This is a genomic window from Peribacillus sp. Bi134 (assembly GCF_918698065.1).
Taxonomy (GTDB): Bacteria; Bacillota; Bacilli; order Bacillales; family DSM-1321; genus Peribacillus.
This window is the reverse complement of record NZ_CAKKLN010000012.1, coordinates 100089-114877: the sequence shown is the minus strand read 5'-3', so window position 1 is coordinate 114877 and position 14789 is coordinate 100089. Positions and strand designations below refer to the sequence as shown.

General features: G+C 36.1%; 16 protein-coding genes. 14 read left to right on the top strand and 2 right to left on the bottom strand.

The window, feature by feature from the left end; genetic code table 11:
* The coding region (locus tag LQ188_RS24065; protein ID WP_230178613.1) for a transposase at window positions 1-290 on the top strand (290 nt) is incomplete at its 5' end.
* Between the two features lie 633 nt (window positions 291-923).
* Here LQ188_RS24065 and LQ188_RS24060 read toward each other — a convergent pair.
* Complete coding sequence (locus LQ188_RS24060) at window positions 924-1745, bottom strand: STAS domain-containing protein (protein WP_101226128.1); 822 nt, start codon at window positions 1743-1745, stop codon at window positions 924-926.
* Between the two features lie 276 nt (window positions 1746-2021).
* Here LQ188_RS24060 and LQ188_RS24055 point away from each other — a divergent pair, with 276 nt between their 5' ends.
* From LQ188_RS24055 to LQ188_RS24025, 7 genes are all read left to right on the top strand, one after another.
* Window positions 2022-2402 carry a hypothetical protein gene (locus tag LQ188_RS24055; RefSeq protein ID WP_101226127.1) on the top strand — a complete coding sequence of 127 codons (381 nt, stop codon included), beginning with the start codon at window positions 2022-2024 and terminating at the stop codon, window positions 2400-2402.
* Window positions 2403-2460: 58 nt separating this feature from the next.
* Complete coding sequence (locus LQ188_RS24050; protein WP_222620052.1) at window positions 2461-3456, top strand: LacI family DNA-binding transcriptional regulator; 996 nt, start codon at window positions 2461-2463, stop codon at window positions 3454-3456.
* Window positions 3457-3649: 193 nt separating this feature from the next.
* The gene (locus LQ188_RS24045) at window positions 3650-5098 is read left to right on the top strand and encodes a sucrose-specific PTS transporter subunit IIBC (RefSeq protein ID WP_057277270.1); all 1449 of its coding nucleotides are present in this window, start codon (window positions 3650-3652) and stop codon (window positions 5096-5098) included.
* Window positions 5099-5167: 69 nt separating this feature from the next.
* Complete coding sequence (locus LQ188_RS24040; RefSeq protein ID WP_063574987.1) at window positions 5168-6640, top strand: sucrose-6-phosphate hydrolase; 1473 nt, start codon at window positions 5168-5170, stop codon at window positions 6638-6640.
* Between the two features lie 16 nt (window positions 6641-6656).
* The gene (locus tag LQ188_RS24035; RefSeq protein ID WP_063574988.1) at window positions 6657-7631 is read left to right on the top strand and encodes a carbohydrate kinase; all 975 of its coding nucleotides are present in this window, start codon (window positions 6657-6659) and stop codon (window positions 7629-7631) included.
* Between the two features lie 220 nt (window positions 7632-7851).
* Complete coding sequence (locus LQ188_RS24030; protein WP_101226125.1) at window positions 7852-8349, top strand: PTS glucose transporter subunit IIA; 498 nt, start codon at window positions 7852-7854, stop codon at window positions 8347-8349.
* A gap of 807 nt (window positions 8350-9156) precedes the next feature.
* A complete protein-coding gene (locus tag LQ188_RS24025) occupies window positions 9157-9387 on the top strand; it encodes a hypothetical protein (protein ID WP_057219378.1) in 231 nt (76 codons plus the stop codon).
* A gap of 258 nt (window positions 9388-9645) precedes the next feature.
* On the opposite strand, the gene LQ188_RS24020 is transcribed toward LQ188_RS24025, so the two are convergent.
* Window positions 9646-9861 carry a DUF3951 domain-containing protein gene (locus tag LQ188_RS24020; RefSeq protein ID WP_230178611.1) on the bottom strand — a complete coding sequence of 72 codons (216 nt, stop codon included), beginning with the start codon at window positions 9859-9861 and terminating at the stop codon, window positions 9646-9648.
* Window positions 9862-10149: 288 nt separating this feature from the next.
* Between LQ188_RS24020 and LQ188_RS24015 the strand changes: the two genes are divergently transcribed.
* From LQ188_RS24015 to LQ188_RS23990, 6 genes are all read left to right on the top strand, one after another.
* Window positions 10150-10293 (top strand): MerR family DNA-binding transcriptional regulator, encoded by a 144-nt coding sequence (locus LQ188_RS24015; RefSeq protein WP_290370146.1) that lies wholly within the window; start codon window positions 10150-10152, stop codon window positions 10291-10293.
* A gap of 9 nt (window positions 10294-10302) precedes the next feature.
* Window positions 10303-11004 (top strand): GyrI-like domain-containing protein, encoded by a 702-nt coding sequence (locus LQ188_RS24010; RefSeq protein ID WP_230178609.1) that lies wholly within the window; start codon window positions 10303-10305, stop codon window positions 11002-11004.
* A gap of 26 nt (window positions 11005-11030) precedes the next feature.
* On the top strand, window positions 11031-11714 hold the full coding sequence (locus LQ188_RS24005; RefSeq protein ID WP_034314427.1) for a DUF554 domain-containing protein: 684 nt from the start codon (window positions 11031-11033) through the stop codon (window positions 11712-11714).
* Window positions 11715-12180: 466 nt separating this feature from the next.
* On the top strand, window positions 12181-12756 hold the full coding sequence (locus LQ188_RS24000; RefSeq protein ID WP_101226031.1) for a TetR/AcrR family transcriptional regulator: 576 nt from the start codon (window positions 12181-12183) through the stop codon (window positions 12754-12756).
* Between the two features lie 110 nt (window positions 12757-12866).
* Complete coding sequence (locus LQ188_RS23995) at window positions 12867-13733, top strand: alpha/beta hydrolase (RefSeq protein WP_230178607.1); 867 nt, start codon at window positions 12867-12869, stop codon at window positions 13731-13733.
* Window positions 13730-14788, top strand: coding sequence for an alkene reductase (locus LQ188_RS23990; protein ID WP_230178605.1), 1059 nt, complete (start codon window positions 13730-13732; stop codon window positions 14786-14788). Before LQ188_RS23995 ends, LQ188_RS23990 begins: the two co-directional genes overlap by 4 nt.
* The last annotated feature ends 1 nt before the right edge of the window (window position 14789 follow it).

The following is a 14789-nucleotide window of genomic DNA, read 5'->3' as shown; positions in this document are numbered from 1 at the left end:
AACTAGTTGCCTTCGCTGGAGTAGATCCAACTGTTCACTCATCAGGTAAGTTTACGGCAACCATTAATCGTATTACTAAAAGAGGTTCGAGCAGACTACGTCATTCTCTGTATCTTGCCGTACTATGTGGCATAAGAAGTTCAAGGAACAAAAAGCTTAAAGCCTTCTATGATAAGAAAAAATCAGAAGGAAAACCGGCCAAAGTGTCAATCGTTGCCTGTATAAATAAGTTACTTCATTGGATTTACGCTCTATTAAAGAGAAAAGAAACGTTCCTAGATTTAGCCTGATTAACGGTTTTGTGAAACAGAGAAAAATCCTTCCAAAAGGGTTTTGGAGGGTTATTTGGCATGGCCCAAAAAAGTATATCATAATGGAAATGAAATTTTTAGAGAAAGATATTGACATCCTATTAGCTGGTTTAGTTGCATAAGGAACACAAAAATGATCAATCTTATTTATAAAAGAATAATCCAATTAAATATTATAAGGGCATGTTTTGATTAATCTTTTTTCAAAACATGCTTTTTCTATTTATTCATTTATCAAAGTTTCTTGAATTAATTTGATCAAACTTTGTTTCAAATCTACATTAGTTAAGAAGGTTAGACCTAAATTTTGATTTAACTTTATAAAACAAAAAAGCCCCTCTCGATTATGAGAAGGTCCTTTTAAGTTGGAATAGTGGAATAGCTGGGTAATATTATTGTCTTCCAACCAAATACATTTTATACCAATTCAATAACGGGGCAGTTTAGTTGAAGAAGAAAACGAATTGATTGGTGTTGAATTAAATACCTAACTATATTTTTTTTACAAAGATGTAACTGCTAGGCAGAAAATAATAATTAGACAGTTGGTCAGAATATATTGAATAAGGAAAAAGAGTCGGCAAAGCGACCCTCTTCTAAGATTCTCCGTATTTAACTTATTAAGTATTTATTCAACGCTTGTTGTAAAGTTCCTAATGTTTGTGCTTTTTCATTTAATCTCATTCCTAAGCGTATCATATTGCTAGCGACTTCAGCTCTTAACCCGGTAATCACAGTGGTACATCCCATTAATGAAGTGCCGTCAATAATCTTCATTAAATGATCAATTACCTCAGTCTCCATTTTCATAATTCCAGATAAGTCCATAATCAATGTTTGAATACCTAATTTTCCAATCTCTATTAAAACTTTTTCCTCTAGAATATTCGTTCGGTAAAGATCAACCGCACCAATTAAAGGCAAAATACATATAGTGGGTGTTATTGGGATTATTGGCACAGAAAGATTTTCGACCAATTCTTTTTGAGCCATTATCAATGAATCTTTGTATTGAGAATATGTGATAAAAAAAACATTTAAAAACCTGTCTACTTCATTATTTATTTGTTTTTCTACCGAAAAAAATTCTTCATTTATAACGTGATTCGTTACCTCGTTATATTCTTGTAAGAACTTCCACAAAGTTCTTCGAATGGCTTGCACCCACTCTAATTTGAAAGTTAATGGTATTTCGTGTGTCGCCCAAGCTATACCTTCTTGTTTAGCAAATGATTGAAGCTCTTGTTCTTCACCCTCAATAATGTATCGAACCAGCTTACGGGCATTATTTATCAGGTCAATATTACCGATCATTAATATTTCTTCAATTTTGTCTTTCACATTAGATGCTTCGTTTAATAATGAATCTTCAAAATCCTCGTTATTTTCTTCGATGAATTTCATTAATTTATCTATATCAAGTGACGAAACCATAATTTAATCTCCTTTTTTTATTTATGCCCAAACATAAATGCCCTATTTTTATAATCACTAAACCCATTTACAAAAAAACTTCTAATTTAAAGGAAAATGGATGATATTTATGTTAATTAATATTGTGAAGATTTCTACTTAAACTATCGGGTGCGTTAGCTGAAGATCGGAGCTGTCTTTAAGGCAGCTTTTTCTTTATTACACCATCGGAGCAGGTTAGAACAATAAGTCCTATGGTATAATTCTGCTAATAGTTGAGTTTTCGGGGGTAAGTCAATGAATAATCAAGATTATTTTAATGATGAAAACTATACTGGTAATCACCTTCATGTAGATAATTGGAAATATGAGTTCACTCCATATATAGAAGCAATTGCTTGGGTAAGAAAAGACAGTTCAATGGACTTGTTTTTTAATGATTTCGCAGATGATAAGGAGTTTCAAGCGTTATTTAGTGATAAAGAATACTATTATAATGAACTTATGGGTGTATTTCTTGGAAGAGAGCTAAATAGAAAAGAAAGGATTTTTTCTCTCTTAATGGTTAGTTCTATTTATCATTGTATAAATGAAACCTCTTTACTAATTTCCATATTTCACACCCCCTACTTGGACGTGAATGCGTTTACACTTGAATTTGCAATGATAACGTTGTAATTTACTAAACATATTGGTGTATAATAAATAAATCCATATAAAGACGGAGATGAATGCTTTGGTTACAATTACTGATATCGCGAAGCTTGCCGGAGTTGCTAAGAGTACAGTTTCACGTTATCTAAATAATGGTTCTGTTAGTGAGGCAACGAAAAATAAAATCGAACGTGTGATAAATGAAACCAGCTATGCTCCTAATGCCTTCGCTCAAAGTTTAAAAGCAAAGAAAACTAATATAATCGGTACCATCGTACCGAGACTTGATTCGTATGCTTCTTCTCATACGTTAATTGGCATTGATGAACAATTAAGAGAACTAAATTATCAAATGCTGATCTCAAATACCGGTCAGGATTTAGATCGGGAAATTGAAAATATTTACACACTGGCTAAGCAAAAGGTTGCGGGAATGATTTTGCTTCCATCCCAAGTTACAGACGCCCATTTAGAGGCCTTCAAAGAGCTGCACTTGCCCGTTTTACTGGTTGGTCAGCAGCATGAAACAATTCACAGCATCATACACAATGATTATGAAGCAGCATATGATCTCGGAAAACATGTGCTGGAAAAAGGTCACCGTAAGATTGCTTTTTTGGGCGTAACAGGAAAAGATATTGCTGTAGGAGTCATGCGAAAAAAAGGATTTCAGCGGGCGATAGATGAAAAATCAGACTGTGAAGTAAGGTATTATGAAACAAGCTTCAGCATAACAGATGCATTAATCAATGTCCCCTCTATTATTGAGGAATTCACTCCCTCTATTATCGTATGTGCAACTGATAATATAGCAATTGGTGCTTTGAAAGCAGCTTATTTAAGAGGTTTAAAAATCCCAGAAGACTTGTCGATCACTGGATTTGGAGGTTATGAAGTAACAGAGATGATACACCCAGGCATAACTACAGCGAAATTTTACTACAAAGAAGCAGGACAAATGGCAGCTAAAAGTATCGTAAAGCTTGTTAACGGGGAAGAATTACCAAAATTATCTCTATCAAAATATAAAATTATTGAAAGAGAAAGCGTTGACAATCGTTTACTACACCGATTATAATCAAAATGAAATCGGTTACCAAATATTTCTCTTCTAAAATGTAACCGGTTTCTGTGAATCAACTTGTTGATATTATATTTTTTTGGTTTATGCTGGAACCGGTTCCGTTGCTTAATATATTCATATATTTTTTTGAATTCAAACGGAACCGGTTCCAAGTCAGCGTTTATAAACTTTTAAAAGGAGGATCATTATGAATTATAAAGAAGTATCCCAGGAAATATTGGAGGCAATCGGCGGGAAAGAAAATGTGGCAGCTGCAGCACACTGTGCGACTCGGCTCCGCTTAGCTTTACATGATGAAGATAAAGTCGATCAAGCAAAACTAGATGAGATGGATGCAGTAAAGGGAACATATTCAACTGGAGGACAATACCAGATTATTATCGGTGCGGGAACTGTTAATGAAGTATACAAAGAGTTTTCAAAGCTAACTGGACTTACTGAAATGTCGACGAAAGATGTAAAAGATGCTGGTTCGAAGAAAATGAATCCGCTTCAGCGCTTTGTAAAAATGCTTTCTGATATTTTTGTTCCTATTATTCCTGCAATTGTTGCCGGCGGTCTATTGATGGGGATTAACAACTTGCTCACAGCACCTGACTTATTTATCGCAGGGCAATCCATTGTCGAAGCTAACCCGGGATTCGCAGATTTAGCAGCTCTAATTAATACATTTGCCAACGCAGCATTTGTATTCCTTCCAATCTTAATCGGTTTCTCTGCCACACAGCGGTTTGGCGGAAATCCTTATCTGGGTGCTACACTTGGAATGCTAATGGTTCACCCTGACTTATTGAATGGTTGGGGATACGGAGGAGCCTTATTAAGCGGTGAAATTCAGGTCTGGAATATTCTCGGATTTGAAATTGAAAAAATCGGATATCAAGGCACTGTGTTGCCAGTACTTGTTGCTTCCTTTATTTTAGCAAAAATAGAAACGTATTTGCGAAAAGTCATTCCTTCCGCACTAGACAATATTCTAACACCATTATTGACAATTTTTATTACTGGTATCTTAACGTTCACAGTAGTAGGACCGATTACTCGTGCTACAGGGAACTTATTAACAGACGGTCTCATCTTCTTATATGATGGAACTGGTTTTATCGGAGGAGCTATATTTGGACTTCTTTACGCACCAATCGTTATCACAGGTATGCATCATAGCTTTATTGCTGTAGAAACACAATTACTTTCTGATATTTCAAAAACTGGGGGCTCTTTTATTTTCGTAATTGCAGCAATGTCCAATATTGCTCAAGGTGCAGCAACCCTTGCAGTTACTTTCATTACGAAAGATAAAAAAACAAAAGGCACGGCATCTGCAGCGGGTATTTCGGCTCTTTTAGGGATTTCAGAACCTGCAATGTTCGGTGTTAACTTAAAACTGAAGTATCCATTTATTGGAGCAATTATAGGTTCAGGAGTGGCTTCTGCTTTCGTCACCTTCTTCAAAGTAAAGGCGATTGCACTTGGCGCTGCAGGTCTACCAGGGATTATTTCCATAAAAACAGATACAATTATCTTTTATATAATTGGTATGGCCATTTCCTTTGCTGTTGCCTTTATCGCAACATTCAGTTTAGCAAATCGGACAGATAAAAAAGTTGCTGCCCTTTCTCGAAAAGAAGCAGCCTAATTTATTAATATGAAAAGGGCTGTTCGAAACAAGGAACAGTCCTCTGATTTTTTAAAGGAGTCTGATCACATGGGATGGACAAAAGAACAGCGTTATCGCCGCGTTGAAGATGTTAATCAGGTAGAGCTGCAAAATTTGCAAACAAGAGTAAATGAATGCACATGGCGACAAACCTTTCATATACAGCCTTTATCCGGCCTACTTAATGACCCTAATGGCTTCTCTTTTTATCAGGGCGAGTACCATTTATTCTACCAATGGTTTCCACTTGGTCCTGTACATGGGTTGAAGTATTGGTATCATACGAAATCAAAAGATCTTGTTTCTTGGGAAAATGCCGGCATCGGGATCGCACCGGATGATTATTATGACAGCCATGGAGCCTATTCCGGAAGTGCTATTGAATATGAAGGAAAACTATATTTATTTTATACCGGCAACACCCGTGATGAGAATTGGCAAAGACATCCCTATCAATGTATCGCCATCATGGAGAAAACGGGACAAATTGAAAAATTGACCCATCCATTCATTCGGGACGTACCAGAAGGATATACTAATCATTTCCGCGACCCGAAAGTTTGGAGAGAAAATGATACCTTTTATGCAGTAATCGGTGCACAGCGGAAAGACAAAACAGGATGTGTCGTCCTATATCGTTCCTCCAATCTAGTAAACTGGACATTTGAAGGAGAGTTACAAACTGACCTTGGAACTTTTGGATATATGTGGGAATGTCCAGATTATTTTGAACTGCAAAACTATGGTGTACTGATGTTTTCTCCACAAGGTTTGGAGCCCAAGGGAGACCTTTACCACAATATTTATCAATCCGGTTATGTTATTGGCAGCAAGCTAGATACAATAACCCACTCATTATCACATGGCTCTTTTCAGGAGCTTGACAGAGGCTTTGATTTTTATGCGCCGCAAACAATGGTTAATCCTGACGGAAGGCGTATCCTTGTCGGATGGATGGGCTTGCCTGAAATCGACCTACCCACAGACAAAAATGGCTGGGCGCATTGTTTAACACTGCCAAGAGAATTATCTGTTCGAAACGGCAAACTGATTCAGCGGCCAGTGCAGGAACTTCAAGCGCTACGCAGGCAGGAAACTGAAGTAAAAGGTGTTTTGAAGAACACCAAGAACATGTATGAAGAATTCAAAGGAGTATCCTATGAAATGGTATGTGAATTTGAAAACAACGATGCCGTTGAATTTGGTATTGAATTCAGGGCCGGTGATGATGAAAAAACGGTCATTAAATATGATACTGTAGAGAAAAAAGTCATTCTTGACCGCTCTTCTTCAGGTGAGACCGTTGGAGAAGCTTATGGAACAATCCGAAAATGCTTTGTGAATACCAAAAAAATTAAGTTTCATTTATTTGTAGATACCTCTTCTGTTGAGATTTTCATCAATGACGGTGAAGAAGTATTCACGAGCCGGATTTTCCCTCGTGAAAACAGAAATGAAATTCGTTTCTTTGCATTATCTGGAAGCACCACTTTTCAAGCAAAAAAATGGAGTTATGTATGAAAGCGAGAGGTAAGGTATGAGAAATTTATATGCAATCGGTGAAGTATTAATTGATTTTATCCCCCTTCAAAAAGGAATCGCACTAAAAGATGTAATGGAATTCGAGCGTGCTCCAGGAGGCGCTCCAGCGAATGTTGCTGTATCAGTTGCCAGAAATGGCGGCAATGCATCGATAATTACTAAGCTCGGAATGGATTCATTTGGGGACTTTCTTTTAGAACAATTGCAGCAAGCCGGCGTGAAAATAGATAAAATTACGAGAACGAATGAAGCCAACACAGGCCTTGCTTTTGTATCTTTGCTTGAAAATGGTGAACGTGATTTCTCTTTCTACCGCAATCCTTCTGCAGATTTGCTGCTTCATGAGACTGAAATTAACGATAGCTGGTTTGCAAACGGCGACCTCCTCCACTTCTGTTCAGTCGATTTAGTGGAAAGTCCTATGAAGCATGCGCATGTGAAAGCCATTACTTCTGTAAAAGCAAAAGGCGGAATCATCAGCTTTGACCCAAATGTCCGCCTTCCGCTTTGGACTGATCCTGAAGAATGCCGGAAAACGATTTTAGAGTTTGTTCCAATGGTTCATATTGTGAAAATTTCTGATGAAGAGCTTGAGTTTATTACCGGGATTACTGACAAAGGAAAAGCAGTTTCTTCGTTATTTACTGGTGCTGTTAAAGCAGTAATTTATACAAAAGGAGCTCAAGGTGCCGAATTATATGTAAGAGGTAAAAAATACGAATCAACCGGGTATCGCGTCGGCGTACAGGATACAACAGGGGCTGGGGATGCATTTATCGGAGGCTTGCTGTATCAGTTATTAGAAAAAGACGTTCGGCAGGGAAATCTGGAAGAAGTTCTTGAACTTCATCACCAAGAAATCCTAAGCTTTGCAAACGCTAGTGGTGCTCTTACTACGACTGGAAAAGGAGCAATCTCTTCCATTCCGGCCAAAGAAGCGATTTATCAACTGCAGCAAATCGATCAATAATGGCGCCTGCCCTACACGGATAAGTACCGACCGATTGGCTTGCTAAGTTGATAAGGACCGATTAAAAGGCCTTGGAGCTGCGGGCGTTTTGGAGGTAGGAAATAAAATCTAGGCAATTTTTGGACCGAAATCAGACCAGCTAAAAGAACAAATCAAAAAAGTGATTGCTTAAGAATTTTGCTGTTCAGCCAAAATATTAAAAATAATGGGAGGTATTACCTTGTTAAAAAACTTATTTGGAAAAAAAACAAAAAATTCGGAAATAAAATTAGTATCGCCAATTGAAGGAGAAATTTTAAAGCTTGAAGATGTACCGGATCCAGTTTTTTCACAGAAAATGATGGGAGATGGTATTGCTTTCTTTCCTATCGAAGGGAAGGTAGTGTCGCCGGCTGATGCAAAAGTCATCAATGTCTTCCCGACGAAGCATGCCATTGCATTGGAAACGGCAGAAGGGCTGGGAATATTGATTCATATTGGATTGGACACGGTTAACATGAAAGGAGAAGGGTTTTCCGTTTGTGTGGCAGAAGGTGACCAGGTTAAAGCAGGAGACATATTGGTCACCTACAGCCTTGAACTGGTAAAGGAAAAAGCATCAAGTACTATTACACCGATGATCATTACCAATGGAGACATTGTGACACATTTAGAGTATCACTATAGTGGACAATCTGTAGCCGGTAAAACGACCGTTCTGGTAGTTACCTTAAAATAGGAGAAGGAGTAAAATAGAAGAAACTCGTTAAAGAACTAAAGAACATATGACCAAGAGGTGTCCACCCCAGAAATGGGGTGTTTTTATTTTGACTAAGTTGGTATCATAACTTAACGGAATTGTGTTACTTTAGGTGATAATTTGCACTTATTTTAAGTGCTATTTTGCACGTATATGATTACTGCAGTTTTCCGGGGCTGCCATTTGGTGACCTTTTTGCTTAATGAACTAAAGGGGCAGGTTTGTTCAATAAGGGATTTGGGAGTACAATCTGCTAAAATAGTTAGAAATAAGCAGGGAAGGATAAAGTAAATGTGTTGAATCAATTTCATTTTAGCTAACACCTATAAAGAAGCGTATAAGGAAGAAACATATGTAGAATTTGAAGAGGGAATACACTCATATCTTATAAGTAAGGAAAAGGACTCTAATAATGAGTTTGGTTTACTTCTAAATCTTAATATTTATGGTGAAACGATATTGTATAGAGACGAGATTAATGAATTAATAGGTATATGTGATGGCGTAATTAATAAATACACAGGGGAGGACAAAGAACAAAAAGTTAGACGTTTTGCTAAAGAGTTAAAGTTTATTTGCATAGAAGCGTTACAGCGAAAAAAACATATATTTGCCATAGGTGATTAGTTTTAAAAAGTCTTAAACCTGGTGCGTTAGCTCAAGATCGGAGCTGTCTTTAGGCAGCTTTTTCTTATGGAACTAAAGGGGCAGTTTAGTTGAAGAAGACCCGTTTGCGATATGGTATAGTTTATTAAGTTCAGTTTGAAGTTTTATAGGGGGAATTTAATGTCAAATAAGTTTAAATATGCAATGGGATTGTTTTTTGAAAAAAAGATACCTAATAAAAAGAATAATTTATTCTTAATTCTCAATCTTGTAAATTTTATTATACTCACGGTTGATTATTTCACAGATATAGAATTAACTTGGTTATTTTTAGTTGTGACATTAGCAATACTTGTACTTTCTTTTTCTATACATATTGATGAACGAAAGTTAAAGATACAGAAAAGGTAATAAATAATTTCTGTACTTGTACTACTATAAGGTGCTTTACTTCAAAATAAGGTTGCTGAGGCAGTCTTTTCTTAATGAACTAACAGGTGCGTTAGCTGAAGATCAGAGCTGTCTTTAAGGCAGCTTTTTCTTATGGCACTAACGGGGCAGGATAGTTCTACAAGCACAGTGTAGTCGTACTATGCGGTAATAAGAAATATATTTTATTTGATTTAATCAACTCACTCTTCTAATAAACAAGAATAAAAGACAAGACCGTTAAACAGTCTTGTCTTTATCGCTTTTTTCTTCATATTCAATATTATGTTTTGTATCTTGTGTAGGTTGGTCTCTTTTAATATCATCTTTTTTAACCATAATCATATCATCATAAGGTGTATACATGTTAGAAGGAGTTTTCTTTTTGAAAATCATTTTGTAAACCGAAAATCCAATAATACCAACTACAATTAAAATAAATAGGCTAGATACCATACATATCCCCTTAATAAATAATTATATAAATTAACTTATCTATACGATGGAAATTTTTTCTAAAAAATATTCATACCATATCATAACATATGCCAAAAGCTTCTGCCGAATTTCTTATTGGATTCGGGTTGTTGTGCTACACAGTTTGTGTCAACTCTGCGATAAGGTTCATTAACAGGGGTTGCTTCGGCAGCCTTTTTGTTATGGCACTAACGGGGCAGGTTAGTTTGACTTCGTATAATTGTGTATTATAGTGATAATATAAAGTTTTTCTAAAGGAAGATTAAATTGAAGAATAGATTTTCAATTGGAGAAATGGCTAAACTCCATAATACGACCATAAAAACCCTTCGATATTATGATGAAATTGATTTATTAAAACCTATACATACGGATCTAAACAACGGTTATAGATATTATTCAACGGAATAATTTGAAAATTTGAACACTATTCATTATTTAAAGGATTTAGGTTTTTCATTAAAGGAGATCAAGGGAAATCTGGATCACAGGAATATCGATGGTTTTTTGTATCTCTTAGAGGAACAGAAACGATTAACCGAAAAAAAAATGAAAGAACTGGAACGAATTAACCGAAGGTTCCAAAATCGAATCAAAGACATTAAATTAGCACGAGAAATAAAAGAATTGGAAGTGCCATTCATACAGGAGAGGAAAGAGAGAAGGATAGTAAGATTAATGGAAATAATCAGTTCAGAACCTGAGATGGAAGTTTCCTTACGACGATTAGAGAGTCTGTCTAATATGAGTTCTTCTATATTTATTGGGGGAGTAGGTCTTACGATAAGTATTAATAATACATTAAACAACAAGTTCAATGAATATAACTCGATATTTATTTTAGTCGAAGAAGATGATATTCAAAATCCTTTAGTGACAACTCTTCCAGAAGGAATGTATGCCTGCATTTATTATAATGGAAATCACAGCGATTCACCCGAACATTATAGAAGCTTACTCAATTGTATTCAAGATAACGGTTTCCAAATTATCGGGGATTCCATTGAAAGAACAATAATTGACCATTATATCTCCGGTAGTAAAGAAGACTATCTGACAGAAATACAAATACCAATAAAGTGTAGACCCTCCCGTTACAGGAGGGTCTATATTTTTGGGTAGAACAATAATTAAAAGGAGAAATGATTATGTTTGGAACAATCTTTAATACAATGATGATAGTAATCGGAAGCATTATCGGAAGCATCTTTAAAAAGGGGATAAAAGATGAATATCACAACATTCTAATGCAGGCTATGGGGTTAGTTGCGTTGGGGTTAGGAATAAATGCACTAGTGCAACATTTACCTTCCAGCAAATATCCGGTACTTTTTATTGTAAGCTTAGCCGTAGGGGGATTGCTCGGTCAAAGGCTGAATCTAGAATCAAAATTTAATGCTTTAGTTAATAAATATTCCAGAGGTAATTTAGCTGAGGGGTTAGCGACTGCTATCCTATTATTTTGTATTGGAACGTTATCTATTTTAGGTCCTGTAGAGGCAGCGTTAAAGGGAGATTATACGTATCTGCTTGCAAATGGGGTGTTGGATGGGATTACCTCGATTGTGTTAGCATCCACATTTGGTATTGGGATAGCTGTTGCAGGAATTGTTTTATTTATTTGGCAAGGTGCCATTTATTTAATTGCTATTTTAATGGAGAACTCCATAAATAATGATCTTCTGAACGAAGTGACGATTGTAGGAGGTATATTGATAATCGCATCTGGTTTAAATATTTTGGGGATTAAGAAATTTAATACTTTAAATCTTCTACCATCAATAATAATTCCTCCTATTGTATTTTTAGTTATTCATTTTTCTCATTTATAATATTTGTGAAATATTACACTTAAACTAACGGGTGCGTTAGCTGAAGATGGGAGCTGTCTTTAAGGCAGCTTTTTTCTTATGGCACTAACGGGGCAGTTTGGTTGAGTAAGGACTCAGATGTTTTTTTCTAATTGCTGTTTCTTGTTTATTTGGTATGAGTGCACCTGTAAAAGAGTTTGATCCATTAATTGTACAGTGGAAGAAAACAATCCTGAAGAAACTAAACTAATAAAGAAATGCTTGGCGGTACCCCTAGGTGAAAGTTAAAGGATACATTGTGATATGTAGCAAATGTGTTGGAGATTATTGGGTAGTTATAATTATTTACTAATCGTTCTAAAAAGGGTATTATTTAATCATGGTTTGAAATTCATATATGTTTATTTTAGAACGTTCATTCTACATTAGATTATGACGTTTGTTTTTGTTAGTATTGGTTCATGGATTTTTTTTAAGGAGAAATAAAATGGCTAGAAGTAAAGAGTTTGACGAAAAAGCAGTATTAAGAAAAGCAATGGAGCTTTTCTGGGCACAGGGTTATGAAAAAACATCCATGCAAGATTTGGTGGATCATATGGGGATACACCGCAGGAGTATATATGATACATTTGGTGACAAGCGTTCATTGTTTTTAGCTTCCCTTAATCACTATGAAGAGCTCATCGTCAATGAGATGGAAAGCATAATTAGTAGCACTTCATCCATTAAACAGACGATACGTGATGTTTTTATTTTCGTACTGAATTCCATTGAACAATACCCAAAAGGTTGTCTATCAGTAAATGCAGCCATAGAATTATCTTTGCTGGACAAAGAAATTGGACGCATAGTTACTAAAATGTTTAACCGTACTGAAGATATGTTTAATAACCTTATAAAACGGGGCCAGACTAGTGGAGAGCTATCAAAAGAAATCGATTCTGATAACACATCTCGTTTCTTACACAACAATTTGGTAGGTATAAGGGTACTAATAAAAACTAATTACAATAAAAAAGAATTAGAAGGCATCATCACTCTAGCACTTTCAGTGTTGGACTAGCTTTCTTTTTTTACCCTTTTTAGAACGTTCATTCTAAAAAAAGCATGAAACAAACCATCATAATGATACTTATAAAATCGTTTTTTTTTTTTCTAAGGAGGAACACAAAAATGACAAACTTTAAAATACCAACAGAATCAGAATTTATTGAAGCAGATGGAACTCGTTACGCATATAGAAAATTTGGTACACAAGATGGTATACCAGTAGTATTTCTTGTTCACTTTAGAGGAACGATGGAAAACTGGGATCCAAACATGCTTGAACCTATTGCAAATACACGCCCAGTAATCTTATTTGACAATAAAGGGGTTGGTGAGACCGATGGACTAACGCCTACTACAATTGCTGATATGGCAAAAGATACAGCAACATTTATAAAAACTCTTGGATTAGAACAAGTTGACATTCTTGGTTTTTCCATTGGTGGCATGGTTGCACAAGAGCTAGCTTTACAAGAGGAAGATTTAGTAAGAAAAATTATTATGGCAGGTACTTCGCCTGAATCTGGTATTAATCCAAATCCAGAGATTTTTGAAAGAATGAATCGTCACGGCGGAACGGAAGAAGATGGAATAAATGATTTTATGTTCTTTTTCTACGGACAAACCGAAACAAGTAAATCTGCAGGAATGGCTTCACTACAAAGAATTTTTAATCAGAAAAAAGTAAACAGTTCAGAACAAGTAAAAGAGGCTCAATTACAAGCCATTGCAAAATGGGCTAAACAAAAATCCAATCATGATTATGAATGGTTACAAAACATCAAACACCCTGTACTTGTTACTAATGGTGTTAATGATGTGATGGTACCGACTAAAAACAGTTATATCTTAACAGAGAAATTACCCAAAGCACAGCTGATTATATATCCTGATTCTGGTCACGGACACCTGTTTCAATTTCCAGAACTATTTGCAGAACACGTAAATTCATTCCTTGATTCTAATTCTTATCAAAAAGGAGTATTCATATGAGCAGATTATTTGAAAAAGTTCGTATCGGAAACATTGACCTGAAAAATCGTATAGGAATGGCTCCGATGACTAGAAGTAGAGCTTTACCAGATGGTACGCCGAGCGATTTAGTAGCAGAGTACTATGGTCAGCGTGCTTCAGTCGGTTTAATTATAAGCGAAGGAACCCAACCTTCAGATGATGGGCAAGGTTACACTAATACACCTGGTATTTATACAGAAAATCATATTAAAGGGTGGAAAAAAGTAACTTCTAAAGTTCATAGTGAAGGCGGTCATATTTTTGTTCAGCTTATGCATGTGGGACGTGTATCACACCCTGATAACACACCTCACCACCGCCAAGCAGTTGCACCGTCAGCTATTGCACCTGGTGTAGAAATTTTTACGGCAGAAGGAATGAAAGATATTCCAACACCAAGAGAATTGAGTGAGCTTGAGATAAAAGATGTTATCTATGAGTTTCGTTTAGCAGCACGTTCAGCAATTGAAGCTGGTGCAGACGGAGTTGAAATTCACGGAGCGAATGGTTATCTTATCCAACAATTCCTTAGCGAAAACTCCAATCATCGTCAAGATGCATACGGTGGTACGATTGAGGGTCGTTCTCGATTCGCTATTGAAGTAGCTAAAGCAGTTGTTGATGAAATAGGAGCAGAAAGAACAGGCATCCGTTTTTCTCCTCAAGGAACACTGCAAGGCATTGATGAGGGGGAAAATAGCCTTGAGATGTATCGTTATTTAATAAGTGAATTAAATAAGCTTAACCTTGCATATCTGCATTTAATGCACTTTGGAAACGAGCAATTCCTAAAAGATGTGCGTCAACTTTGGGATCAATCACTTCTTGTTAACCGTCCAGGTCGTCCTCTAGATCAACTTTCGTCTGATGTAGATAATAATCTTGCAGATGTAGTCACAGTAGGCACTTGGGTACTAGCTAATCCAGACTTTGTAGAACGGATTCAATCAGGGGCTCCCCTAAACGAACCTGATAAAAACACGCTCTATGCAGGAGGAAAAGAAGGTTATACAGATTATCCTTTCTTAAAATAAT